Source organism: Bacteroides hominis (genome assembly GCF_033042785.2).
In the GTDB taxonomy this organism is placed as follows: domain Bacteria; phylum Bacteroidota; class Bacteroidia; order Bacteroidales; family Bacteroidaceae; genus Bacteroides; species Bacteroides hominis.
Genome location: NZ_CP178829.1, coordinates 4,049,895 through 4,072,920, shown reverse-complemented (window position 1 = coordinate 4,072,920; position 23,026 = coordinate 4,049,895). Strand labels below are relative to the sequence as shown.

The 23,026-nt window shown below is 45.4% G+C and carries 23 protein-coding genes; 4 read left to right on the top strand and 19 right to left on the bottom strand.

Annotated elements, in window-relative coordinates; genetic code table 11:
* Window positions 1-6: 6 nt before the first annotated feature.
* Entirely contained in the window at window positions 7-984 is a 978-nt protein-coding gene (locus R3O62_RS17155; RefSeq protein WP_005806667.1) for a methionine synthase, read from the top strand.
* Window positions 985-1,143: 159 nt separating this feature from the next.
* Complete coding sequence (locus tag R3O62_RS17150) at window positions 1,144-2,247, top strand: cytochrome-c peroxidase (protein WP_317472774.1); 1,104 nt, start codon at window positions 1,144-1,146, stop codon at window positions 2,245-2,247.
* Window positions 2,248-2,299: 52 nt separating this feature from the next.
* Here R3O62_RS17150 and trxA read toward each other — a convergent pair whose 3' ends face one another.
* From trxA to R3O62_RS17120, 6 genes are all read right to left on the bottom strand, one after another.
* Complete coding sequence (trxA, locus tag R3O62_RS17145; protein ID WP_005778368.1) at window positions 2,300-2,785, bottom strand: thioredoxin; 486 nt, start codon at window positions 2,783-2,785, stop codon at window positions 2,300-2,302.
* A 21-nt stretch (window positions 2,786-2,806) separates the two neighbouring features.
* Window positions 2,807-3,841: a TQO small subunit DoxD gene (locus tag R3O62_RS17140; RefSeq protein WP_005806662.1), complete on the bottom strand. Its 1,035-nt coding sequence runs from the start codon at window positions 3,839-3,841 to the stop codon at window positions 2,807-2,809.
* A 12-nt stretch (window positions 3,842-3,853) separates the two neighbouring features.
* Window positions 3,854-4,069: a DUF6132 family protein gene (locus R3O62_RS17135; RefSeq protein WP_005778363.1), complete on the bottom strand. Its 216-nt coding sequence runs from the start codon at window positions 4,067-4,069 to the stop codon at window positions 3,854-3,856.
* Window positions 4,070-4,366: 297 nt separating this feature from the next.
* The gene (locus R3O62_RS17130) at window positions 4,367-4,729 is read right to left on the bottom strand and encodes a DUF2023 family protein (protein WP_005778362.1); all 363 of its coding nucleotides are present in this window, start codon (window positions 4,727-4,729) and stop codon (window positions 4,367-4,369) included.
* A 21-nt stretch (window positions 4,730-4,750) separates the two neighbouring features.
* Window positions 4,751-5,260 (bottom strand): flavodoxin FldA, encoded by a 510-nt coding sequence (gene fldA / locus R3O62_RS17125; protein WP_022012605.1) that lies wholly within the window; start codon window positions 5,258-5,260, stop codon window positions 4,751-4,753.
* Window positions 5,261-5,387: 127 nt separating this feature from the next.
* Window positions 5,388-6,563, bottom strand: coding sequence for a phosphoribosylaminoimidazolecarboxamide formyltransferase (locus tag R3O62_RS17120; protein WP_005806659.1), 1,176 nt, complete (start codon window positions 6,561-6,563; stop codon window positions 5,388-5,390).
* A gap of 207 nt (window positions 6,564-6,770) precedes the next feature.
* Here R3O62_RS17120 and R3O62_RS17115 point away from each other — a divergent pair, with 207 nt between their 5' ends.
* Entirely contained in the window at window positions 6,771-7,475 is a 705-nt protein-coding gene (locus R3O62_RS17115; protein WP_005778355.1) for a hemerythrin domain-containing protein, read from the top strand.
* The gene (locus R3O62_RS17110) at window positions 7,465-8,073 is read left to right on the top strand and encodes a response regulator transcription factor (protein WP_005806654.1); all 609 of its coding nucleotides are present in this window, start codon (window positions 7,465-7,467) and stop codon (window positions 8,071-8,073) included. Before R3O62_RS17115 ends, R3O62_RS17110 begins: the two co-directional genes overlap by 11 nt.
* Before the next feature lie 557 nt (window positions 8,074-8,630).
* On the opposite strand, the gene R3O62_RS17105 is transcribed toward R3O62_RS17110, so the two are convergent.
* From R3O62_RS17105 to trpB, 13 genes are all read right to left on the bottom strand, one after another.
* Complete coding sequence (locus tag R3O62_RS17105; protein WP_122330256.1) at window positions 8,631-9,260, bottom strand: acyltransferase; 630 nt, start codon at window positions 9,258-9,260, stop codon at window positions 8,631-8,633.
* Window positions 9,261-9,276: 16 nt separating this feature from the next.
* Window positions 9,277-10,170 (bottom strand): hypothetical protein, encoded by an 894-nt coding sequence (locus R3O62_RS17100; RefSeq protein WP_032542558.1) that lies wholly within the window; start codon window positions 10,168-10,170, stop codon window positions 9,277-9,279.
* A 16-nt stretch (window positions 10,171-10,186) separates the two neighbouring features.
* On the bottom strand, window positions 10,187-11,350 hold the full coding sequence (locus R3O62_RS17095) for a sugar transferase (RefSeq protein ID WP_217737490.1): 1,164 nt from the start codon (window positions 11,348-11,350) through the stop codon (window positions 10,187-10,189).
* The gene (locus tag R3O62_RS17090) at window positions 11,351-11,716 is read right to left on the bottom strand and encodes a response regulator (protein ID WP_217737488.1); all 366 of its coding nucleotides are present in this window, start codon (window positions 11,714-11,716) and stop codon (window positions 11,351-11,353) included.
* A gap of 298 nt (window positions 11,717-12,014) precedes the next feature.
* Window positions 12,015-14,588, bottom strand: coding sequence for an LruC domain-containing protein (locus tag R3O62_RS17085; RefSeq protein WP_217737486.1), 2,574 nt, complete (start codon window positions 14,586-14,588; stop codon window positions 12,015-12,017).
* A 166-nt stretch (window positions 14,589-14,754) separates the two neighbouring features.
* On the bottom strand, window positions 14,755-15,801 hold the full coding sequence (locus tag R3O62_RS17080) for an asparaginase (protein ID WP_005778344.1): 1,047 nt from the start codon (window positions 15,799-15,801) through the stop codon (window positions 14,755-14,757).
* Between the two features lie 198 nt (window positions 15,802-15,999).
* The gene (trpA, locus tag R3O62_RS17075; protein ID WP_032530048.1) at window positions 16,000-16,770 is read right to left on the bottom strand and encodes a tryptophan synthase subunit alpha; all 771 of its coding nucleotides are present in this window, start codon (window positions 16,768-16,770) and stop codon (window positions 16,000-16,002) included.
* Window positions 16,771-16,821: 51 nt separating this feature from the next.
* Window positions 16,822-17,442: a phosphoribosylanthranilate isomerase gene (locus R3O62_RS17070; protein ID WP_032537982.1), complete on the bottom strand. Its 621-nt coding sequence runs from the start codon at window positions 17,440-17,442 to the stop codon at window positions 16,822-16,824.
* A 117-nt stretch (window positions 17,443-17,559) separates the two neighbouring features.
* The gene (gene trpC / locus R3O62_RS17065) at window positions 17,560-18,381 is read right to left on the bottom strand and encodes an indole-3-glycerol phosphate synthase TrpC (protein WP_005806632.1); all 822 of its coding nucleotides are present in this window, start codon (window positions 18,379-18,381) and stop codon (window positions 17,560-17,562) included.
* 24 nt (window positions 18,382-18,405) lie between these two features.
* Window positions 18,406-19,401 carry an anthranilate phosphoribosyltransferase gene (gene trpD, locus R3O62_RS17060; protein ID WP_186992677.1) on the bottom strand — a complete coding sequence of 332 codons (996 nt, stop codon included), beginning with the start codon at window positions 19,399-19,401 and terminating at the stop codon, window positions 18,406-18,408.
* 5 nt (window positions 19,402-19,406) lie between these two features.
* Complete coding sequence (locus R3O62_RS17055) at window positions 19,407-20,009, bottom strand: anthranilate synthase component II (RefSeq protein ID WP_005806627.1); 603 nt, start codon at window positions 20,007-20,009, stop codon at window positions 19,407-19,409.
* A gap of 189 nt (window positions 20,010-20,198) precedes the next feature.
* On the bottom strand, window positions 20,199-21,605 hold the full coding sequence (locus R3O62_RS17050; protein ID WP_022012614.1) for an anthranilate synthase component I family protein: 1,407 nt from the start codon (window positions 21,603-21,605) through the stop codon (window positions 20,199-20,201).
* Between the two features lie 130 nt (window positions 21,606-21,735).
* Window positions 21,736-22,908, bottom strand: coding sequence for a tryptophan synthase subunit beta (gene trpB, locus R3O62_RS17045; protein WP_317472773.1), 1,173 nt, complete (start codon window positions 22,906-22,908; stop codon window positions 21,736-21,738).
* Window positions 22,909-23,026 lie beyond the last annotated feature (118 nt).

Here is a 23,026-nt window from a genome sequence, read left to right as displayed (position 1 = left end):
GAGCGTATGGAAAAAGTAGTTCCTCCGTTCAAAGTAGACGTTGCCGGTACTTTTCTTCTGCCTCCTGCATTGAGAGAAGCCCGTGAGCAATATCGAAACGAACAAATCAGCCTGCTTACTTTGCGTGCTGTCGAAGATGCCGAAATACGGAATCTGGTGGACAGACTGAAGGCAGAAGGGCTGAAGGTGGTCACCGACGGCCGTTTCCGCAGTGATGCGTGGCCGCTCGACTTTATGTGCGGATTGGATGGCATCCGATTCCGGGATGACAGAAAGACTTCTGTCGAACTGACCGGCAAGATCGATGTGCATCGTCATCCGGTGCTCGATGATTTTGTTTTTCTTACCGGGGTAACCGGCGGAGATGTAATAGCTAAGCAGGTGCTTCCGGCGCCTTCGCGCCTGCTGGCCGAATTGATGAAGGACGCAAACCGGACGCAACTGGATCTGATTTATCCCGAACTCGAGACATTGCTGGTGGATATTGCACAGGTGTATCAGAAGCTGATTATGGAATTGTATAAATCGGGATGCCGTTATCTGCAACTCGATGACGCAACGCGCACGGTGACAGATAATGCTATTCGTGTCAACAACATGGCTTTGGAAAATCTGCCTGCCGACCTTTACATCGCTTTTCACTCGCCTACCGAAATGCTTTTCTCACTACAGGGCATCAATGCTTTTTTCCTCGACTATGATTCGGAATGTTGTGGCAAAAACCGTTTGCTGTGGTTCATACGGGAAAAGCAATCGGTTTTTGGTTTCGTCCTTTCCCATTATCCCGTAGAGGAAGAGTTGGAAGAACTAAGGGCTAAGATCGACCAGATTGTACGTTATATTCCCTCGCACCGCTTCTCACTCTGCATTCCCAATGCTGAGGTACTACCTTCGGAATCTTATGAAGAGGCTGAGGAGAAGCAATGGCATACGCTGAGAATGGCTGAAATGGTTGCGGGAGAACTTTGGCCCGAAGAGGAATAGAACTTCTTTATAACTATAGTATATTTTCGTGGAACAGATTCGTAAGAGCCTGTTTAGAGGGGCCCGGGCGATGTGATTTCGACCGGGCTTTTTTATACCTTTTTCAGAAAATGATGTATCTTTGAACCCTGAAACAACTATATCCCTGTTTTTACAACTATGATGACACATAAACTACTATTAGCCGCACTGATGGGTTCTGTCTGCATCTCGTGCGGACATCCGCCTCACAAAGGCGGAAGCGAAAAAGAAGCGTTGGGTAAACTCCTCTTCCATGATACTTCGCTCTCTGAACCATCCGGACAGTCGTGCGCCACTTGCCATGCCGTCTCCCGGGGATTTGCCGATGAACAGTCGCGTGCCATATCCGAAGGCGCAGTGCAGGGACTCTTTTCTCAGCGCAATTCCATGTCGGTATGTTATGCCGCTTTTGTGCCTGAGTTACATTATGATGATGAAGATGAAAGCTATGTGGGAGGTCTGTTTTGGGACGGCCGTTCTCCTTCTTTGCGGGATCAGGCGGGTGTTCCTTTGCTGAATCCGGTGGAAATGGGGAATAAGGACAAACAAATGGTGGCCGAAAAGGTGAGACGTACTCCGTATTATGACCGTTTGATACGGATATATGGCGAAACGGGTAATGCCGATTCGCTGTTTGCTTACGTTACGGACGCACTGGCGGCTTATCAGTCATCCAAAGAAATCAATCCTTTTACATCCAAGTACGATGCCTATAAAAAAGGAAATTATCAGCTGACCGCACAGGAAGCGCGTGGAAAGGAGCTTTTCAAGGAGAAAGGGCAATGTGCCGAATGCCATGTCCTGGATCGTGACAAGCGGGCACACCGCACGTTGTTTACCGATCATACTTATGATAATCTGGGTATACCGAAGTTGCCGGATCATCCGCATTATAAGGTGCCGGCAGAATATTTCCTGCTAACTGCCGATTCGGTGGATTTGGGGGCTATTGTCAATGCTGAAAGTGAGAATGGCAAGTATCGTGTGCCTACGTTGCGCAATGTGGAACTCACGGCTCCATATGGACATAACGGTTATTTTAAGACACTTGAGGAGATTGTGCATTTCTATAATGTGCGGGACGTGAGTGATGAATTTCCACCTGCCGAGTATCCTGCTACCGTGAACAAGGATGAATTGGGAAATCTCGGACTGACACAGGAAGAAGAAGCTGACATCGTGGCCTTTATGAAAACGTTGACCGATGGCTACATGAAAGTTCATAGATCAGAAAAACGATAAATCCCCAAAAACGGCCTCAGTACCGGTTTGCCGGGTGAGGCCGCATCATCGTTTATGGTTTCAACAGAACTTTATCGATATACCCTTTTAGTTGCTCTTTGGATAAAGCCCCCATGCTTACTTGGGGCTCTCCCTTCATCGGTACAAACCAGAGGGTGGGAATACTCTGTATGCCGAAAGCCTTTGCCAGTTCCGGTTCTTTGTCTACATCTACTTTATAGATATAAATCTTTCCGGCATACTCTTTGGATAATTCTTCAAGGATCGGAGCGACCATTTTGCAGGGACCGCACCAGTCGGCATAAAAGTCTACGATAGCCGGTTTGTCACCCAGGTATTTCCATTCCTTCGAATGGTTTTCATAGTCGGCCACCTTCTTTAGAAACTCTGCACGGGTCAGGTGGATGGTTCCCGGTTGCGGTTTTTCCGTTTGTACCGTATCTGCGCCGGCAGTTGTCTTGTTCTCGGATGTCCCTTTGCAAGATGCAAAGGCCAGCAATCCTATAAATAGGAAGGGGATAAGAATGCTCTTTTTCATTTTTCTGCTTTTTAATGGTTATTAATGGACGATCTCTTTTTTCCAGGTGATGCCACTGATATCGGTCAGTACCAATTCGTATTTTCCTTTGGGCAAAGTTCCCATAGCCGGATCATTGACTGTAAGGGTTGCTTTGCTTCCGAGCGGAATCACCAGGCTATGCTTACCCGGAGCTACCCGGGCAATGTATTTGTTATCGATATTTCCGATTGGGAAGTCAGCCAGTTCTTCTCCTTTCTTTTCTAACACAACGTGTCCGTTGGCGTCTTTCAGGCTGATACCGATCAGGAAAGAGCCGTATACATCGGCACCTTCAACACGATAAACACTGAATGACAAAGAGTTGTTCTCTATTTGTGCGTCGGATATTTCAATCTTCGGTTTGACGGACTTATTGTGCAGTGGTCCCCAGACACCGTTGTGAAACTCTTGGTTGGTGTACAGGGTCAGTACGAAGATGACGATGGCACCTGCCACACTGATATTGGCAAAGCGTTTGGTCTTTAAAGGTAATTCTCCGGAGGTCAGCCATACCAGCCAGCCTGCTTTCTTCCGTAAGGCGAATTTTCGCTCTGTCAGATAATCGACCGAGTATCTTCCACCACCGGAAAGGAAGATAGTGAATCCGGCAGCTACTCCCAGAATACCGATCTGCCATTCGTCCAGGCAGGTTGTTCCTAACCATCCGGATCCTAAGAGGATACCGGTGGCCAGACTGAATACACCGATACTCATCAGGCGGGTGAAGAACCCTAACATATAGAGTAACCCGACTACCCCTTCGACAAGGGTGAAGATCACCATTGCCCACCACAACATATCGGGGGTGGATACCAGATATTCGATTACCGGACGGATACCTATCGAGTTCGGAAGGAAATGGTTGAACTTTTCTCCGATGTATCCGGCACTGTCCGGTATCAGTTTATTTTCGAGTACAAGGCGTCGCCAGAAGGCTGAAAAGTAAGTCCATCCCACTACGAGGCGCAGTGAAAGCGTAAACATGCCTGCAAGTAAGTAGGCTCTTGATTGTTCTTGTTCGTTTGCGGTTGCCATAAGATGTGGGGATTAGTCGGTTCTTTTCGGGGTACTGCCTGTCTTAAACAGGTTCAGAAGTAATCCGCCCATCACAGCTCCCCAAAGGGTGCTGTTGACCGGCGAGGAGGTAATGGGACAAGTGCCGCCGGTGCAGCCTACGTATTTCCAATACAGGAATCCTCCTACAGCTCCTATTGCCAGTCCGACAAATGTGAGCAGGTTCTTTTTGAAGAATGCTTTAATCATCTTGTTTTCGGGTATTTTTAATTAATTGTTTTCTTATAAAACAAATTTCCTGCGGAAAGTACTACGGGGATAACATTCTTTATGAAATAGAGGTAAGCGAAACCGGCACGGTTTATCAGGCGACTGTGTGGTTGTATGGGGGGGCAAGTGGGCTCGCTACAATGTGACACAGAGTTCCGCAGGGCTGGCTGTTATTTTCCCTCTGCGAAACTCTGTGTCATCCTGTTGGTTCATTCCGGCGTGGCTGTATCCTTCTGCCGGATGAACCGTGTCCTTGTACTGAAAACAATCTGAAACTTAGCCGGCAATCTTTATATTTTCTTTTTTACTGCAATATCGTTTACATTGTTGGCAGATATCGTATCCGAGCATAGCGCCTAATATGAAATCTTCTTCCGGAGTGAGATGGTTCAAAGGCCGAATAATGATATGCCGTATGGCTTCCATACATTCGGCCTTACCAAAGAACAGATTTATCTTATTGGTGTTTACTTCTTGTATCAGGTAACTGATATTCTGTTTTTCCAGACGTTGTATGGCAAACGCTTCGTGCTCCTTATTCATGGTGTAGAGCACCATGTTGCGTATCCCTTTCTTGAATTCGTATACATGGTTCAGGAAAATTCGTATTTCACCCGGAACCTTTCGTTCGATAGCCATAACGTTCGTCGGAATTTTAAATTAGTTGATACATTCTTTTTTTAAAGATTCAGTCCATTGGGCAATACGCTTGTCGGTCTTGTTGTCTTCGTTAACTTCATCCAAAGGAAGTCCCACGAATTTGCCGTTGACTACTGCGACAGAAGAGTCGAATGTGTAGTCGGACGGGTCGGTTGCTCCGCAGAAGGTGCAATGGGTGTCTTTCAGCTCTTCGTACAGGATACCGATGCCGTCGCAGAAGGTATCGCCGTATGAATCTGAGTCTCCGCAACCGAAGAGCGCTACAAATTTGTGAGACAGGTCGGCCTTCTTCAGCACTTTAATGCCATCATACCAATCATCCTGAAGTTCGCCTGCTCCCCATGTAGAGGTGCCCAGCACTAATACATCATACTCTTTCACTAACTCGTCGTTCAGTTTTGAGGCATCGTGGATGTCACCTTTAGGAACGTTCAGTTTTTCTGCAATCCGGCGGGCTACATCTTCGGTAGTTCCCGTTGTGGAACCGTAAAATACTCCAATTTTATTCATTTTCTGATCTTGTTTTTAAATGATGTGGCAAAGATAAGAGGTTCGGAAGAAACAGAAAATCCCCATTTATAGTGGAAATAACAGGGTAGTTATCACTATAAATGGGGAGTAAAGGGGGCGATTGTTATTAATGATGGAATAGCCGGATGCCCGTAAAGGCCATCGCTATGTCGTATTTGTCACAGGTATCTATCACATGGTCGTCACGAACCGAGCCACCGGGCTGGGCAATGTAGCTCACGCCGCTTTTGTGCGCACGTTCAATGTTGTCTCCAAAAGGAAAGAAGGCATCCGAGCCTAAAGCTACGCCCGATTGCGTATCGAGCCATGCACGCTTTTCTTCACGGGTCAGCACTTCCGGTTTCCGGGTGAAGAACTGTTCCCATACGCCGTCGGCCAGCACATCCATATAGTCGTCCGAGATATATACGTCGATCGTGTTGTCACGGTCGGCACGGCGTATCTTTTCTTTCCAAGGCAGGTTCATCACTTTCGGATGTTGGCGCAAATACCAGATGTCGGCTTTGTTTCCGGCCAGGCGGGTACAATGGATGCGTGATTGCTGTCCTGCACCAATGCCGATGGCTTGCCCGTCTTTGGCATAGCATACGGAGTTGGACTGTGTATACTTCAAAGTGATCAGGGCGATAATCAAGTCACGTTTGGCATCAGCCGGAATGTTCCGGTTCCGGGTAGGCATTTCTTTTAGCAGGCTTTCGTCAATCTTCAGTTCATTGCGTCCCTGCTCAAATGTAATGCCGAATACGTCTTTATGTTCGATGGGGGCCGGACGGTATGCCGGATCTATCCTGATTACATTATAAGTACCTTTCCGTTTGTTTCTCAGAATCTCGAGTGCCTCCGGAGTGTAGCCGGGAGCAATGACTCCATCCGACACTTCACGGTTGATGATGCGGGCTGTCGGTTCGTCACAAACATCAGAAAGGGCGATGAAATCTCCGTAAGATGACATCCGGTCGGCACCCCGGGCACGGGCGTACGCAGTTGCCATCGGAGAAAGTTCCATGTCATCTACGAAATAAATCTTCTTCAATGTTTCGCTCATTTCCACTGCTACCGCGGCACCTGCCGGACTTACGTGCTTGAATGAAGCGGCAGCCGGAAGTCCGGTTGCTTCTTTCAGTTCTTTCACTAACTGCCAACTGTTCAAGGCGTCCAGCAGATTGATATATCCGGGTCTGCCGTTCAGGACCTCGATGGGCAGTTCGCCTTCCTTAATAAAGATACGCGCGGGTTTTTGGTTGGGGTTACAACCATATTTCAGCTCCAGTTCGTTTGTCATATTGTTATGTTTTAGTTGATTGATGCAAAGGTAAAAAATAGTGGTGAACGATGAAGGATAATCCATGATTTTGTTGTTTACATGCCGTTCTGTTTCGTCATTTCTTGTGTTTTTTTAGTTTATTTATCGTGAAAATACCTATTTATAGTGATTGCGTACCATCTAAATATTGTGTTTCTTTGCACCCGTAATATAATTAAGGTGTTGATGGATAAACTACAAAAATATAAACCAACCGATAAAATGATCGACCTTATCGGTGATAATTATTCTCTTTTACAAGTTATGAGCCGCTTTGGGCTTTCATTAGGGTTTGGTGACAAGACAGTGAAAGAGGTCTGTGAGATGAACAATGTAGATTGCCATACATTTTTGGTTGTTGTGAATTTCATGGCTGAAGGGTTCTCACGTATGGACGGCAGTGCCGACGATATTTCCATACCGGCTTTGGTCGATTATCTGAGACAAGCGCATATCTATTTTCTCGATTACTGTCTGCCGGCCATTCGGAGGAAGTTGATTGAAGCCATTGACTGTTCGCAGGACGATGTTTCATTCCTTATTCTGAAGTTCTTCGACGGATATATGCGGGAGGTACGCAAACATATGGAGTATGAAGAAAAAACAGTGTTTAAGTATGTGGATACGCTGATTCATGGCAATGCGCCTAAGAATTATCAGATCAGCACTTTCTCAAAACATCACGAGCAGGTAGGAGAGCGGCTTACGGAGCTGAAAAACATTATTATTAAATATTGTCCGGCCAAGGCAAATACCAATGTGCTGAATGCAGCCTTGTTTGATATTTATGCTTGTGAGGAAGGGCTTGAATCACACTGTAAAGTAGAAGACTATTTGTTTGTTCCTGCCATTCTGAAACTGGAAAGGAGGATGCGAGAAAATGAAAAATAACGAATCAATCCGTATAGCTGTAGCCGAGACGTCGGTGATTATTCGCAGTGGCCTGACGCTGGCTTTGAAACGTTTACCCAATCTGAAAATTCAACCGGTAGAACTGCTGTCGGTAGAGGCACTCAACGATTGCCTGCGTACACAGTTCCCCGATATATTGGTGGTCAACCCTACATTTGGCGACTTTTTCGATGTGGCACGTTTCCGTGAAGAGACTGCCGGCAAGGGAATCAGGGTAGTGGCATTGGTCAGTTCGTTTATCGATGCTTCGCTGCTCAGTAAGTACGATGCGTCCATTTCTATTTTCGATGACTTGGAGGCGTTGGCCAATAAAATCAATCTCTTGCAGAATATAGAACCCGAAGAAGAGGAGGATAGCCAGGAGGCTCTGAGTCAACGTGAGAAAGAGATCGTGATTTGTGTGGTGAAGGGAATGACCAATAAGGAAATTGCCGAAAAACTCTTTCTTTCTATCCATACGGTGATCACACATCGCAGAAATATCAGCAAGAAGCTGCAAATACACAGTGCGGCCGGTCTGACCATCTATGCTATTGTAAATAAGCTGGTTGAGCTAAGTGACGTAAAGGATTTATAGCTCTAAAAGAATGTTATAAAACATAAAACCGCTTGTCGGGTTAGAAAAAAGCCGTATCTTTGCAGTGCAGTTGGGAAATTGCTTTTTAAGGTAAAATAGAATATTAGGTATTAGATAAAGATTTAAGGTATTAAAAGTTTCAAGTGATTTTCAATTAGGTAAAGATTTTTAAAGGTAAAAGAATAATAGGTATTGAGAGTTTTTAGGTAAAAAGAAGATTGTGTTTTTAGGAATTTTGAGGTATTAAAGAAAAGCCTTTATGGCTTTTCTGATGTGGGGCGGGTAATTCTACTGAAGAATTTACTCGTTTTTTTATGTCCGGATTTTACTGTTTTCTCTTCACTGTCTCATATCCGGTTGATCTGTCCGGTAACCATATAAATAACAAAATCCCGACGAAATCACTTCGGCGGGATTGTTCCTTTTACTCAAATGTGGCTACGTAATAAAATTATGACTAATTAATTAAATTCTGATACTGCAAAGATAGCGTGTTTTCACAGTTGCCACAATCCCCTTTTTAGGGTATATTACGTAAGATATCTCACTATATGTAGTTACTTTCGCCCATTCGGGCTTATTTTTTCCCAGATTTTGCTTTGCGGATTGAACTGCTTGATCACTTTGGCCGGACTGCCTGCACATACGGAGTAGGGGGGAACAGAACGGCTGACAACACTTCCTGCGGCTACCACCGAGTGCTTTCCCAGTGTCACGCCGGGCAAGATGACTGCATTGGCGCCTACCCACACGTCATCTTCAATCGTGACGGGCCGAGTGTTCACTCCTTGTTCATCTATACGTTTGTCTGCATCCTGATAGTTATGGTTAAGACCGGTCACCGTTACGTTCTGTGCCAGATTTACATGGTGACCGATGGTTGCAGGGCCGATAATTGTGTTTCCCAGTCCGATCCGGGTATAATCACCGATAATCAGGTCACCCACCGCATTGTTCAGACATGAAAAATCTTCTACTACCGAGTATTTTCCAAGAGAGAAAAGGTTGAACGGAGGGAGGTCGAGGCGTACGCTTCGGTATATCACGGAACCTTTTCCCCGCTTCAGGTAGAGAAAAGAGAATATGCGTATCCACCAGTTGGGACGTGTTTTCACCGGATGCATGATGAATCGGTGTACGGCTTGTTTAAGTGCAGGGTTCTGTTTGATTGTCTCTTTCAGTGCCATAGTCGGGGAGAGTTGGTTATTTCTTGGTTTTCTGTCCTACCAGATAATCCGGGATAGCCAGACATACGATGAATATCAGGACGTAAAGTAAGGCCCACCACTTTAAAGACAGAGTCCAGTTGTAGCAAAGCAACAGTATTGCGATGAAAAAAATGGCGGTTAAGCCTGTTCTCCAGGAAGGCAGAACCCATCTGAAAATCTTGTTGCAATAATCCCAGTGTGCCGTGAGCATTGCTTCCGGAAGTGCTGAGAGGGCCTTGGAGAATCTTACTTTATATTGTGGGATACGTATGTCATTGCTGTAGACTTTTACCGTTTCCAGATATTCGACGAAGATGCCCTGCCGGACTAATCTTCTTTCCAGATTGCTCTTACGGCTCTTTTGGTTCTTCTTCAGCCATGCCAGATCTAACACCATATCCGTACCGCATAAGGACGATGATACTCCCAGGCGGATGGCGCCTTTCCGGAAGAAAGAATGATTGATTTCTTCGTTCAATGCCTGAAAGTATTGCTTCCGGGTAGAACGGTTCTCTGTGATAGGATGAAGTTGGATAGCTCTGGCTCCTCCATCGAATGCTTTATTTATTTCATTCAGAAACGCAGGTTCAATCCAAGTTGTTTTCCCGAGGATGATTACGGCATCAAAATCCTTTTCATCCAGCGTACCTACGGTTTCTGTCAGGTCTTCGTAAGTGAATACTTTATACAGCTCTTCCGGATAGTCGGGCGAAAAAGAGAAAGGAGTATCCGTAGGGAACAGAATGGCAAATCTATGTTTCTTTCCTGTCTTCGGGTATCGCGTGGCATTCTTTAAAGAAGCTGCCACTGCCGGTATTCCCAGATAGATGGTAAACAGGCTGAAGCACAGAAACAGAATAAAATCTGTTATTTGAATAAAAGTATCCATAGTTTCATATGTACGGTTATACGTTCTCTTTTTGTATAAACGCCGTGAAAGTTCTCAGGATAATTTTCATATCCAGTTGGAAGGAGAACGTTTTGGCATATTTTATATCCAGTTGCTTACGTTCATCAGCGGACATCTTCCCACTGCTTCCGCGTTTTTCTACCTGCCAAAGTCCGGTTAGTCCGGCTGGTCCCATGAAGCGGTCGATATATTCATCGCTTGTCAGCAGTTCGGCTTCGTAAAGCGGGAGAGGGCGGTTGCCCACGATGGACATATCTCCTTTCAGGATATTGATAAGTTGCGGCAGTTCGTCGATGCTGTACTTACGGATGATGCGTCCCACTTTGGTGATGCGGGGATCATTCTCCAGTTTAACGAACGCATTTTTCTTTTCTACGGACTTTTTATTTGTATAGCTTTGTTCGGATATGACGAAATCATCTGAAATAAGCATGATTTCTTCCTCATTCAGCTCCATATCATCGCTGATCAGCAGTTCTTCTTCCGCCGGGTTCTGTTCCTCCTCCTCGGCCTGATATTGGTTAAGCTGGTTGAAGTCTCTCAGATGTTTGTCCGCATCGGTATACATGGAACGGAATTTCAGGAAATCGAATATTTTGTAGTTGCTTCCTACCCGTTTGGATTTATACACTACGGCACCCTTACTCTCCATCCGGATGGCTAACGCTGTGATTAACAGTATCGGAGATAAGCAGAGTATGGCTGTCGACGAGAAAGCTATATCAAATAATCTTTTCCATAAAGGCAGTCTGAAAGCCTGTAAATTCGATCCTTTTTCGTTGATATCGTTAATTTTTTGCTGTTTCCGTCGCATCATAAACTCCGACATGTTTTTAAATGCTTCGGAGGTAGAATCGAACGACATTGAATTATTGATACCGGCTTTCAGATAGACGGGTCTGTCTTCTTTATTGATTCCTTCTGTGACAAGGACGATGTATACACCCGGGAATTTTTTTCTCAGATACTGGATCTCAGGAATATCTTTTGATAGATCCCGTTGTTCGAAAAGGATCGCTATATCATACTTTTCACGAATTTTATCGATAAATTCGCTCGCCTTCTTGCTGTTTTGAATGGCATAAAACGCACCTTCAGCTATCTTAGAGAAATGTTCGATAGTAGCAGTATGTCTCCCGATATAAATGAGATGTGGCATTTAGTCTATGATTTTTCTGACACGGATTTTTAGCTCCATGGGGTTGAAAGGTTTCAGGATATAGTCTTCGGCTCCTTCTTCCAATAATCTGATTCTTTCAGTTGTACTTTCTTCACTGGAGAGCATAATGACGGGAATGTCTTTGAACAACTCATTGTGCTTCAGGTAATACAGGAATTCATCTCCTCTCATCTCCGGCATTCGTATGTCTGATATGATCAGATCCGGTAGATCACCTTCGTGTAACCATTCAATTGCTTTTATCGGATTTTCTATATACTGGCAATCGTAATCTTTACCTAAATAGATTGACGCTACTTTGCCAATCGTCGCTTTATCGTCAACAAGTAATATTTTCTTTTTCATAATGTAATATCGTTATGATGTTTGCTTTGTTGTTTGTTTAAGTGTAAGATAGAGTATATTTACTCAGTACTGCAAATATATATAATATTTCTGTAACAATGTTCTCTAAAAGAAGTGTTTTTATCTGAAGGCTCTCTTTTGAACACGAAAGGAGGCTGTGGCGAAACTATTTTCACCACGAAGTAACACAGAGTAGCACAGAGCTTTTGCTAATAATCAACAACTTTAGATTGCCTCTGTGTTACTCTGTCTCCTCCTGTGGTGAGTTTTGATACAGCCTTCTGTTCAATAGTCTGTTCTAATTTTTATTGGTCTGGAACACTTTGGTATGATCAAAATCGTTCCACCACTTTGTGTTATTCACTCCACCGCTGGTTACCCATCCGGCAAACTGTTTATATGCATTTTGAATCTTTGTATATTCTAACGGCCATTTAAATTGGGTAGGAACTATGATGCCCCATGCCAGATTATCTTTGCTGATATAATATTTCTTTCCGTTTACGGAAGATGCATCATTGTTGCCTCCGAATAGTTCAGTATTTGCCAGTTTGGTTGGCTGGTATCCGGCTACGTGGATCTCTTTTCGTTTGCTGCCTCTATCGGTAATGATGAAGATATTCAGTTTGTTGATATTGAGCGCATCACTGCTTGGTGCTGATGACGGATCAAACTTAAGGGTAAAGTTGATCGTTTTGGAGTCCTTTTGGTTATTGTCACTACCGGAAACTGTATTGACGAACGAACCTGCCGGGCGCTCCATCAGTGCGTGTGCATTATCAAACAGGGGAACTACTGCATAGTCCTGGCCTTTCTCTATATTCTTATCAGTGAGGTCGAATGACACCGGACGATAGTTGTTTGCGTAAGTGACAGGCTGCGTGACGGCAGATGCCGGAATTTCATCGAACATGATGGCTGCCGCAATCGCTTTCTGGGCACCGACAGCGGTTAACTCTATCGAGAGTTCCAGTTCCGTGATTTTATTTTTTTCGTTCATGCTCATTTTTCTTTTTCTGATTTCCAGAACGATATCATTCATGTCGTAGTCTCCATACAGAGGCCACTGGTCTTCGAACAGGTACGTATAATTATGATGATTGTCCTCCACAATAATCGGGAAGTTCGGATCAGAAGGTTCCGGAGCTGGATCCGGCAGTTCCGTTTTGCCATTACAATCACCGATAATGACATCTGGCTTTTCTGTACAAATAGCCCCGTCTTCAAGATTATAATTTCCGCTATTGACTCTGATATTCTCTGCGGAAATAGTAAGATTTCCGGTAAATGTCAGTGGGGCGCCAGCATTTATTTCCAACGTTTTTGATTTTAATAAAGAGGTATTGGTATTGGGCATTCCTTTTACTATCAAGTCAGTGCCTGTCTTAATAGTTTTTCCTTTTATCATAGAGCCGTTAGTCAGGATTACCTCTGCATTATTGTAGAATTTTATTTCGTCAGTTTCATCAAAGCTATCGTCATCCTCTTTTTCTTCGGCAATCACTCCATGGTCCATGTAAATGTATCCACCTATTGCAACTTTATCATCAACAAAAAGCGAGCAGTAGTTATACAATTTAGCGCCTCCGGCATTTCCATTATCATAATTTTCGAGTTCCATGGTTCCATAATTTACGTTGGTGCTTCCGGCAGCTACGTAATCTTCGCCCTCAAGCAACCCTCCTTCTCCGTTATATAAGATGGAACTTGTATTCATTGATATATTTCCTTCTATATCGACTTTTCCAAAATTGAATAGGCTTCCTCCAGTACTTGCGTTAAATTTTTGCGCATCTATTCTTTTCCCTTTAGCATTGTAAACGGTAGCTCCAGAGTTGATCGAAAATTCGTTATTAACTTTTATGTAACCCTCATTGTTTATTTTGACATTTGTGTTACAACTGAACTTATCCGCTTCTATCTGAGCGTTTTCTCCGTTGAAAAGCGTACAGTCTGAATTTAAGTTTAAAGCTTCGTAATTCGTTGTTTTAATATTAAATGTTCCGAAGTTTACAATCGTGATACCGGTTGAACTACCCCATGTACCTTGTCCAGTAACACTGGCACCGGATTGAATCGTTAAATCCATCCCTGTATTCATGGTAAAATTTTTAGCTGTAATCCGGCCTTCTTTTAAAACAATGACATGCACTAATCCTTGACTCGACCAGTCATCAGGGATCCATGTGCCTGCAACGTATACAATGGCTTGTTCGCCGTTTTTCAGATAATTTGTATTTAGTGAACCGTTGTACGAGCCATTGATGATATACTCCTGTTTGTCGGCCAATATGTTATTGCTGGAAGTTATTGGAGTAGCTTTCGCCGTATTGTAAGTCTGTTCTGTAAAGACAGGCAACTTCGGCACGGTTATTCCGTCTACACTTCTGGTTATCATACTTCTGGTGCTTATACTTGTCCGTTTGAAGTTACAGTTGATAACGCTGGGGGCTTGGCTCAAATCTGCCTGTTGGATTCTATCTCTGCCACGGGGGTCTGTCTGGCGGATATAGAGTGAGTTTATCCCTTTGGTATAGTTTATGGTAGTTGTATAGAGCTCGCCTTGTTTGGCTACTCCAGCGGCTAATACCTTATAGGGAGTTGGTGCTTCTGTTTCAAGTGGATTGCCATCCAATATTTCTATTTTATAGTAATACTGTCCATCGAACTCGTCGTTTACTTCAACGTTTACTTTCACTGTATTGGTCAGGGACCAGTCGAATCCCGCCGGAGCACTGATATCCTCCATGGGATTGGGAGTTTGATAAGAGGGGTCATAGAGATCTTTGTTATCATCAACGCAAGCTGTAATGCACGCCGTCGATAGGATCATTGACGATGCAAAAAATAGTTTGTTAATTGTTGTTTTCATACTTGTTTGTTTTGTTCAGTATTTGCAAATATACAACACAAATATACAACTATTAATCGACCTGCATTGCTTGAAATATAACTTATTATAACGTCATTAATGTTTTTTAGGAATAATACGGTCCGGTGATAACGAAGATGCCGGAGAGGCCTGGTGCATGGAATGTTTATTCGGTCCTTTTGGTTATTTCGCCGATCAGGCAAGAATTCATTTTATACCTGATCTCTTTATTGTCGAGTCCATGCCCTAAGAGGAACATTAATTTGGTGACCGCACATTCCGGTGTGCTGTCGTATCCGCTGATGACTCCTGCCTGAAGCAGCTGGATGCCGGTGCCATAGCGTTCCATTTCGACGGCACCGGAGGCACATTGAGTGATATTGACGATAATGATGCCCCGGTCCGTAGCGTCTTTCAGTTCCCTGATAAACCACTCTTTCTGGGGTGCATTGCCTGAACCGAATGTTTTTAATACTACTGCCTTTAGTTCCGGCACATGGAGCAGTGCAGATACGATCCCCTCCTGAATCCCGGGGAAGAGTGTCAGAATGACTACGTTCGTATCGAACAGATAGTGAGGTTTCAGAGGCTTGGTCAGATCCGGTTTGCGGATCAGGTTAGGTTCATATTTAATATGGATGCCTACTCGTGCCAATGGGGGATAGTTGAACGAGCGGAAAGCGTTGAAGTTTTCAGCGTTGATTTTAGTCGTGCGGTTGCCACGCATCAGATGGTTTTCAAAAAAGATGCAGACCTCGGGAACGATTGCGGTGCCATCCGGATTTTTGGCTGCTGCAATTTCAATAGCTGTAATCAGGTTTTCTTTGCCGTCTGTGCGTAGTGTACCGATCGGGAGTTGAGAGCCGGTCAGGATGACAGGTTTACTCAGGTTCTCGAGCATGAAGCTGAGGGCAGAAGCTGTATACGCCATTGTATCGGTGCCGTGAAGGATGACAAACCCATCAAAAGAGTCATAGTTATAGTTTATAATCTTAACCAGTTTGGCCCAGAATGCCGGTTCCATGTCCGAAGAGTCAATAGGGGGATCAAACTGATAGGAAGAGATGCGGTAATTGAATCTTTTCAGTTCGGGTACGTGCTTTAGTAGATGGTCGAAATTAAAATTTTCCAGAGCACCGGTTTCCGGGTTTTCTATCATTCCGATAGTTCCACCAGTATAAATGAGTAATACGGAGGGGTAATCTGCTTTCATATCTGTATCTTTTTTGCTGTTTTGCCGACAAAGATACAAAAAAGAACTATAAACTATAAACTATAAACGATAAAAGAGACTGTGTCGAGATTCTTTTCACCACGAAGTTGCACAGAGTATCACAGAGCTCTTTACTAACAAACAACGACTTAAAATCGTCTCTGTGTTGCTCTGTGTCCTCTGTGGTGAGTTTTGTTCTTATTTTATTCCGTCAATTAATCGGAGAATGGCCTTTTCCGGATCCTTTTCTTCATTGAGCAGAGTAACAAAACGGCTGCCGATAATGGCTCCCGAGGCATTATCGCAGGCAGCACGGAAAGTGGCCCGGTTGCTGATGCCGAAACCTACCATGCGTGGATTGCGCAGATTCATCTTTTCAATCTTTTTAAAGTACGCACGTTTTTGTTCGTCAAAGTCCTGTTGTGCCCCTGTGGTGGCAGCCGACGAAACCATATAGATAAAACCGTCCGTATGTTCGTCAATCTCGTGTACACGCTCTTCACTCGTTTCGGGAGTGATAAGCATAATCACTTTGATGTCATATTGCTCCGCAATGTTGCGGAAGTGCTCCTGATAGTCTTTGAAGGGAAGGTCGGGAATGATGACACCGTCGATTCCACATTCGGCACACTGCCGGCAGAAGTTATCGAAGCCGAACTGCATAATCGGGTTGAGGTATCCCATTAATATCAATGGGATTTTTACATCCCGGCGGATATTATGCAGTTGTTCAAACAGAAGTTTGAGCGACATCCCGTTGCGTAGGGCTTGTGTGGCTGCATTCTGGATTACAATGCCGTCTGCCATCGGATCACTGAAAGGGATACCGATTTCGATCATGTTTACTCCATGTTTCTCGAGGGCACGGATCACTTCGGCTGTTCCCTCCAGTGTAGGAGTGCCGGCACAAAAATAGATGGATAGCAAATCCTTGGGATTGCTACTGAAAAGTTGGTTTATTCTGTTCATACACTTTTATTTTTAATTCATTACTTTTTTATATTCAGGGTTGGTGGAGCTTTATTTCCCCAGTTGCTCTAAAAAGAACTTGAGTCTTTCTACCTCTTTCAGTCCCGGTTTGGCTTCGAAACGACTGTTCAGGTCAAAACCCGCCAATTGGGGATGACGCAATTCTTTCAGGGTCGGAGCACTGTATGGATTGATTCCGCCGCTAAGTAAGAAAGGCTTTTTCCCTTTGTAGCTGTTCAGCATCGTCCAGTCGAATTGATTGCCCGAGCCGCCATGTTGTTCACATTTGGTGTCGAACAGGAAATAGTCACAAGATTTTTCGTATGCTTCGGTGTTCTCAAAATCCTTTCTCCGGGCGATGGAAAACGCTTTGATCAGCCTTAACCCGGTTGACCGGAGTGAATGACAGTATTCCGGTGATTCATTGCCATGCAGCTGGATATAATCCAGACTGAAGCGGTCGGCAAGTATCTCGATTTCTTTTTTGTCTTCGTTGACAAAGACACCCACACGCTTTGCCGCACCCGGCATGTAAGCCGGAAGCTCGCATAGGCAGCGGGGAGACTTCGGGTAGAAGATAAAGCCTATCATGTCGACCTTTAGTTGTTCTACATCGCGGATATTGTCGGCTTCGCGCATTCCGCAGACTTTTATCAGTTTGTCGTTTATCATTCTTGTTCTTAATTGAATGGTTTTGATTTCGATTCACCACGGAGGACACAGAGGACACAGAGTTTTAATTTTCAAGTCCACAGAAATATCTTAAATTTTCCCTCTGTGTCCTCTGTGCTACTCTGTGGTGAATTTGTCATGGGAATGGGTTACTGGGTTCGATTCGTTTATAAATTCTTCCAGTTTCTTGCCCGGTTGCCCGGTTTTCATAAACGTTTCTCCGATCAGGAATCCTCTGAATCCGGCATTACGCAAGCGCTTCACGGTTTGCGGATCGGATATGCCGCTTTCCGACACCAATACTGTGTTCCGGGGCAGTTGTCCGGCCAATCGGAACGAGTTCTCCACATCCGTAAAGAAAGTGCCGAGATTGCGGTTATTGATCCCCACCATATCGATCTCCTTATTTATAAATGGTAACTCTTCGGCGGTATGGATTTCCAGTAAGACTTCCAATCCCAGTTCATGAGCTTTTTCAGCAAGGGCATGGCACTTCTCTGTATCCAGTGCGGCAGCAATCAGCAGTACGGCATCGGCTCCGACTATTTTGGCCTGATACAGTTGATATTCGTCGATTATGAAATCTTTGCGCAGAATCGGAATATTTACCAGCGGGCGTGCCGTACGGATATCCTTCAGGCTTCCTCCGAAGAACTTTTCGTCTGTGAGGATAGAAAGCGCCGAAGCACCTGAGGCTGCATATTCCGGCACTACCTGTTCGGGGCGTGCGTCTTCATAAATCCATCCTTTGGATGGAGAGCGGCGTTTGAATTCTGCAATAATACCGGTAGACGAGGAAGTTAGTGCCTGCTTCATGGAGTATCCGGGCCGTATTTCGTCAGATAGTTTCTCCTGAAGCTGTTCCGATGGGATGGCCTGTTTCTGCAAGTCTATTTCGAAACGCTTGTTGGCGATGATTTCGGATAATATATCTTTCATGCTTTGGGGTGGGCGATAGTTTTCCTATCTGTTTAGTTCAACAAATTTCTTTAAGGTCTCTTTTGCCTTGCCGCTGTCCAGTGATTCACGGGCGAGGGCGATGCATTCTTCTATCGGTTTATCCGGACAGATCACCTGGATGGAGAAGGCAGCATTGACAACCACTACGTTCTTTTGTGCTTCCGTAGCCGTTCCTTCCATAACAGCATCAAATATTTTTGCTGCGTCCTCCGGAGTATTTCCGCCGTCGAGGTCGGCTTCTCCGTAACGGTTGAAGCCGAGACTTTCCGGAGTATAGATTTTTTCGTTGCCGCAGGTAGCCACTTTAAATTCGTCGGTCAGGGAGATTTCATCATACCCGTCCAGACTATGTACAACGGCAAAGCGGGTGGCGCTCTCCTGATAGGTATATGTGTACAGACGGAGCAACGGGAGGTTGTAGACTCCAAGTAACTGATATTGCGGTATGACAGGGTTTACCAACGGACCGAGCATATTGAAAAAGGTACGTACGGCCAACGCTTTCCGTATCGGTGCCACTGCTTTCAGGGCAGGGTTGAACAAAGGGGCATGCAGATAGGCGATGTTGCACTTTTCCATAGAACGGCGGAGCCGGTCTGCATCGCCGGTGAATTTTACTCCATGCTGTTCCATTACGTTGCTGGCTCCGCTGACGGAAGTGGCACCGTAATTGCCATGTTTTACTACCGGAAATCCGGCTCCTGCCACAGTGAAACAGGCTGCGGTAGAGATGTTGAATGTATTTTTGCCGTCACCTCCGGTTCCTACGATATCGATAGGCGCAAATTCACTTAGATCCACCGGTACGCGCATTTCGAGCAACGCATCACGGAATCCGCAAAGTTCCTCTACCGATATGTTGCGCATCAGGAAGACGGTTATCAGTGAAGCCACTTGTGCGTCGTTGTATTTGCCTTGTGCAATGTTCTGCAATATGGTACGGGCTTCGTCCCGTCCCAGGTATTGATGTTCGAATAATTTATATAGAATCTGTTTCATGGGGTTTATTGGTTTAAGAAGTTTTTAATGATTTCTTTTCCTTGCGGAGTCAGCACCGATTCGGGATGGAACTGGATGCCATGTACGTTGTACGTGCGGTGCCGCAATGCCATGATTTGTCCTTCACGGCTTTCGGCGGTGATCTCGAGGCATTCGGGGAAGTCCTCGCGGCTTACTACCCACGAATGATAGCGGCCTACGGGTATTTCGTGTCCCAAACCTTTAAAAAGAACATCTTCCTTCAGGATATTGACCGGAGTCTGTACGCCATGGTATACTTCTGTCAGGTTCTCGAGTGCTGCCCCGAAGGCTTCACCGATGGCTTGATGTCCCAGGCAAACTCCTAAGATGCTTTTGGTCGGTGCATATTTCCGGATAATGGGTAGCAGCAGTCCGGCTTCTTCCGGTATGCCCGGTCCCGGCGAAAGGATAATTTTATCAAAACGTTCCACTTCTTCCAGTGAAATTTCGTCGTTGCGGAACACTTCAATGTTAGTGGCTCCCAACTCTTTTACCACGTGCAGCAGGTTGTAAGTGAAAGAGTCATAGTTGTCCAGGAGCAGAATCGCTTCTTCCCGTCTGTTAAGGGGATCTATCTTGTTATTCATTGTTTTTTTTTATTTGTTTTAGAGTTTGGGTTCACCACAGAGGACACAGGCTGCACAGAGTTTTTTTTTAGACATAAGAACAAAAGAACAGATAATTCTTTATGGGTTCTTAGGTTCTTTTATCTGAAAACAGATGGAGCGCAGCTAATTAATCTCTGTGTCCTCTGTGTCCTCTGTGGTGAATGCCTTTTAGTTTTTTAGTTTTACGGCCAGATCTATTGCTTTCTTCAGTGCTCCCAGTTTGTTGTTGACCTCTTGCAGTTCGTATTCGTCCTGACTGCGTGCCACGATGCCTCCTCCGGCCTGGAACCACAATTCATTGTTGCGGCTTACAAAAGTACGGATCGTAATGGCCTGGTTCAGTTCCCCGTCCAGTCCGATGAAACCGATGCAGCCTCCGTAAGCTCCGCGGTTGTGCGGCTCTATCTCACTGATAAGCTGCATGGCACGTACTTTCGGTGCGCCGCTCAACGTCCCGGCCGGGAAAGTGTCGATGAAAGTCTTGAGCGGATTCGCCCCTTTGTTCAGTGCTCCGCTGACGCGGCTTACCAAATGGATGACATGGCTGTAATATTGCGGCTCTTTGTAAAACAGCACCCGCACGTCGTGGCAATTGCGGCTGAGGTCGTTGCGTGCCAGATCTACCAGCATCACATGCTCTGCGTTCTCTTTCGGGTCGGCCAGAAGTGCTTCCGTCAGTTCTTTGTCCTTTATGGTGTCTCCCGTACGCCGTGTGGTTCCGGCAATCGGATCGATATAGGCTTGTCCGTCTTCCACTTTGCAGTGTGTTTCCGGTGACGAACCGAAGATGCGGTATCCGCCGAAGTCAAAATAGAACAGGTAAGGGGAGGGGTTGATGCTGCGTAGCGCGCGGTATACCTTGAAGTCGTCACCGGCATAAGGCTGGATGAACCGTCTGGACAGTACAATCTGGAAGACGTCTCCCCGGAGGCAGTGGGCGATACCTTTGCGTACATTCGCTTTGTGCTCTTCGTCGGTGATGGTACTGGTGACGGGACCGGTCACTGAGAAGTTATACGAGGCATAGTTGCGGTTCTCGATGGCCGATTCCAGTTGTGACAGACTGCTTTCTTCTCCTTCCGCCAGCATCTCCACCAGAGTCAGCTCGTTCTTGAAGTGATTGAAGACGATGATGTACTTATATAATATGTATAGCAGGTCCGGAGCGTCGTTTTGCTCGTCGTGGCTTTCTTTCACGGGGATGTGCTCAAAGTACTTCACTGCGTTGAAAGTGGTATAGCCATACAGTCCGCAGAATTTCTTATCGGCTCCCACTACATGGAACTGGTTGATGAAGCGGTTGAACGCATTCTCTACGTGGAACGTCTTGCTGAGTGGTTCTTCCCCGCGGCTGTTGTCGGGATACGTAGTGGTCACTATTCCACTGTTTATGCCGATGCTTGCCAATGGGCAGAGTGCGATGAACGAGAGGGAATTTTCTCCGGCATGATAATCCGAGCTTTCCATTAATGCCGATTGCGGATACATATCGCGCACTTTGAGGTAGATGCTTACCGGAGTGTGCAGGTCGCCCAAGACCTGCTTGCTATGGGTGGTATAATGAAAGGTATTCATAATTTTTTTCTTTTTAATTTGATTTTGAATTCACCACAGATTACACAGATTTTCGCAGATTGACGATCTGTTTTGTGGGTAATTAGATTAAAAAATCTGTGTTAATCCGTGTAATCTGTGGTGAAATGATTTATCCCAAATAAGTTTCTATATCTTTATCTCCCCGTCCCGATACGGTCAGCACGACTACATCTTCCGGTTTGAAGGTCATTTTATCCAAGGCTCCCAGTGCATGTGCCGATTCCAGTGCAGGAATGATTCCTTCCAGCCGGGTCAGTTCGTAAGCGGCACGGATGGCTTCATCGTCGTTGACGGCCAACACCAATGCCCGTTTTTTGTCGGCGAGGTTGGCATGCATCGGTCCGATACCGGGATAGTCCAGTCCGGCGGAGATAGAGTAAGGCTCTTCAATCTGCCCGTCTTCGTTTTGGATCACGAACGTGCGTGCACCATGGATGATTCCCATTTTACCCAATTGAATGGTAGCTGCCGTCATTCCGGTTTCTATCCCCTTGCCACCGGCTTCGGCCAAGACGATCTGAACCCGTTCGTCATCGATGTAGTGGTAGATGGTTCCGGCAGCGTTGCTTCCTCCGCCCACACAGGCAATCAGGTAGTCCGGATAGTCACGCCCCTCTTTTTCTTGAAGTTGCTTTTTTATCTCTTCGCTGATGACCGACTGCAAGCGTGCCACCATATCCGGATACGGGTGTGGTCCTACGGTGGAACCGATGATGTAATACGTATCCGAAGGATGGCAGCACCAGTCGCGGATGGCTTCGTTCGTAGCATCTTTCAGTGTCATGTTACCCGATGTTACCGGGATGACTGTGGCTCCCAGCATCTTCATCTTCTCTACATTGATATGCTGGCGTTCTACATCCGTTTTTCCCATATACACGATGCACTCCATGTCCATCAGGGCGCAAACGGTGGCCGTTGCCACTCCGTGCTGTCCGGCACCGGTCTCGGCGATGATCCGCTTTTTGCCCATGCGGCGTGCCAGCAGAATTTGTCCGATGGTGTTGTTTATCTTGTGGGCTCCTGTATGGTTCAGGTCTTCCCGTTTCAGATACATCCTGCAACCATACTTTTCCGAAAGGCGGCGAGCCGGGTAGAGGGGAGAAGGACGTCCTACATAATCCCGCAGCAATTGGTCGAATTCCTTTTTAAAATCCTCGCTTTCGATCACTTTGAGATACGTGTTTTTCAACTCTTCTACGCAATTGTGGAGTATTTCCGGTACATAAGCACCCCCGAATTCTCCGTAATAGCCATCCTGATCAACTAAGAAACTTTTCATAATCCTATTTTTTATTCGTTATTTGTATTTTCGGTCAAAAAAGAAAGAGCCCCGTCGCAGGTTGCGACAGGGCTCTTTCTGAATTTCTGTTATATCTTTAATGAGGTATATACATACG

What these genes read in the sequence shown, in the direction of transcription:
- R3O62_RS17095 (WP_217737490.1), bottom strand. Translation starts at nt 11,350, where the DNA reads ATGCCACATCTCATTTATATCGGGAGACATACTGCTACTATCGAACAT.
- trpD (WP_186992677.1), bottom strand. Translation starts at nt 19,401, where the DNA reads ATGAAACAGATTCTATATAAATTATTCGAACATCAATACCTGGGACGG.
- R3O62_RS17155 (WP_005806667.1), top strand. Translation starts at nt 7, where the DNA reads ATGGAAAAAGTAGTTCCTCCGTTCAAAGTAGACGTTGCCGGTACTTTT.
- R3O62_RS17055 (WP_005806627.1), bottom strand. Translation starts at nt 20,009, where the DNA reads ATGAATAACAAGATAGATCCCCTTAACAGACGGGAAGAAGCGATTCTG.
- R3O62_RS17100 (WP_032542558.1), bottom strand. Translation starts at nt 10,170, where the DNA reads ATGGATACTTTTATTCAAATAACAGATTTTATTCTGTTTCTGTGCTTC.
- trxA (WP_005778368.1), bottom strand. Translation starts at nt 2,785, where the DNA reads ATGAAAAAGAGCATTCTTATCCCCTTCCTATTTATAGGATTGCTGGCC.
- R3O62_RS17110 (WP_005806654.1), top strand. Translation starts at nt 7,465, where the DNA reads ATGAAAAATAACGAATCAATCCGTATAGCTGTAGCCGAGACGTCGGTG.
- R3O62_RS17070 (WP_032537982.1), bottom strand. Translation starts at nt 17,442, where the DNA reads ATGATAAACGACAAACTGATAAAAGTCTGCGGAATGCGCGAAGCCGAC.
- fldA (WP_022012605.1), bottom strand. Translation starts at nt 5,260, where the DNA reads ATGAATAAAATTGGAGTATTTTACGGTTCCACAACGGGAACTACCGAA.
- R3O62_RS17090 (WP_217737488.1), bottom strand. Translation starts at nt 11,716, where the DNA reads ATGAAAAAGAAAATATTACTTGTTGACGATAAAGCGACGATTGGCAAA.
- R3O62_RS17150 (WP_317472774.1), top strand. Translation starts at nt 1,144, where the DNA reads ATGATGACACATAAACTACTATTAGCCGCACTGATGGGTTCTGTCTGC.
- R3O62_RS17105 (WP_122330256.1), bottom strand. Translation starts at nt 9,260, where the DNA reads ATGGCACTGAAAGAGACAATCAAACAGAACCCTGCACTTAAACAAGCC.
- trpB (WP_317472773.1), bottom strand. Translation starts at nt 22,908, where the DNA reads ATGAAAAGTTTCTTAGTTGATCAGGATGGCTATTACGGAGAATTCGGG.
- R3O62_RS17050 (WP_022012614.1), bottom strand. Translation starts at nt 21,605, where the DNA reads ATGAATACCTTTCATTATACCACCCATAGCAAGCAGGTCTTGGGCGAC.
- trpA (WP_032530048.1), bottom strand. Translation starts at nt 16,770, where the DNA reads ATGAACAGAATAAACCAACTTTTCAGTAGCAATCCCAAGGATTTGCTA.
- R3O62_RS17085 (WP_217737486.1), bottom strand. Translation starts at nt 14,588, where the DNA reads ATGAAAACAACAATTAACAAACTATTTTTTGCATCGTCAATGATCCTA.
- trpC (WP_005806632.1), bottom strand. Translation starts at nt 18,381, where the DNA reads ATGAAAGATATATTATCCGAAATCATCGCCAACAAGCGTTTCGAAATA.
- R3O62_RS17130 (WP_005778362.1), bottom strand. Translation starts at nt 4,729, where the DNA reads ATGGCTATCGAACGAAAGGTTCCGGGTGAAATACGAATTTTCCTGAAC.
- R3O62_RS17080 (WP_005778344.1), bottom strand. Translation starts at nt 15,801, where the DNA reads ATGAAAGCAGATTACCCCTCCGTATTACTCATTTATACTGGTGGAACT.
- R3O62_RS17115 (WP_005778355.1), top strand. Translation starts at nt 6,771, where the DNA reads ATGGATAAACTACAAAAATATAAACCAACCGATAAAATGATCGACCTT.
- R3O62_RS17120 (WP_005806659.1), bottom strand. Translation starts at nt 6,563, where the DNA reads ATGACAAACGAACTGGAGCTGAAATATGGTTGTAACCCCAACCAAAAA.
- R3O62_RS17135 (WP_005778363.1), bottom strand. Translation starts at nt 4,069, where the DNA reads ATGATTAAAGCATTCTTCAAAAAGAACCTGCTCACATTTGTCGGACTG.
- R3O62_RS17140 (WP_005806662.1), bottom strand. Translation starts at nt 3,841, where the DNA reads ATGGCAACCGCAAACGAACAAGAACAATCAAGAGCCTACTTACTTGCA.